1 pseudogene is annotated in these 302 nt (G+C 68.2%); it reads right to left on the reverse strand.

Features of this window, described 5'->3' with window-relative positions:
• Positions 1-196, reverse strand: a pseudogene (locus tag FS767_RS22000) (excinuclease); the annotation flags it as partial.
• Positions 197-302 lie beyond the last annotated feature (106 nt).

Here is a 302-nt window from a genome sequence, read left to right on the forward strand (position 1 = left end):
CCACCGTGGCCTTGCCCGGCACCGGGTTGCCGGCCAGATAGAACTTCACGCTGCCATCCAGGCGCTTGGCGGCCAGGGCTTCCTGGACGACTTCGGCGAAGGGCAGTTGCAGGGTGGTGTCGCGGGCCTGGGCGGCGCCGGGCAGCAGCGCGGCCAGGCTCAGGGTGAGGGCGAGGGTGGAGGTGAGGATACGCATGGTGACTTCCTTGTGGTGGTGGGGATGACTGTTTAACCCAGAACGCCCGCTCCGTCAGCCGCGGGACCGGCGTTCTGTGCTATCGCGCAGGCCGCGAATGGTCACT

It is taken from the genome of Pseudomonas sp. DE0010, from assembly GCF_007680745.1.
Taxonomy (GTDB): domain Bacteria; phylum Pseudomonadota; class Gammaproteobacteria; order Pseudomonadales; family Pseudomonadaceae; genus Aquipseudomonas; species Aquipseudomonas parafulva_B.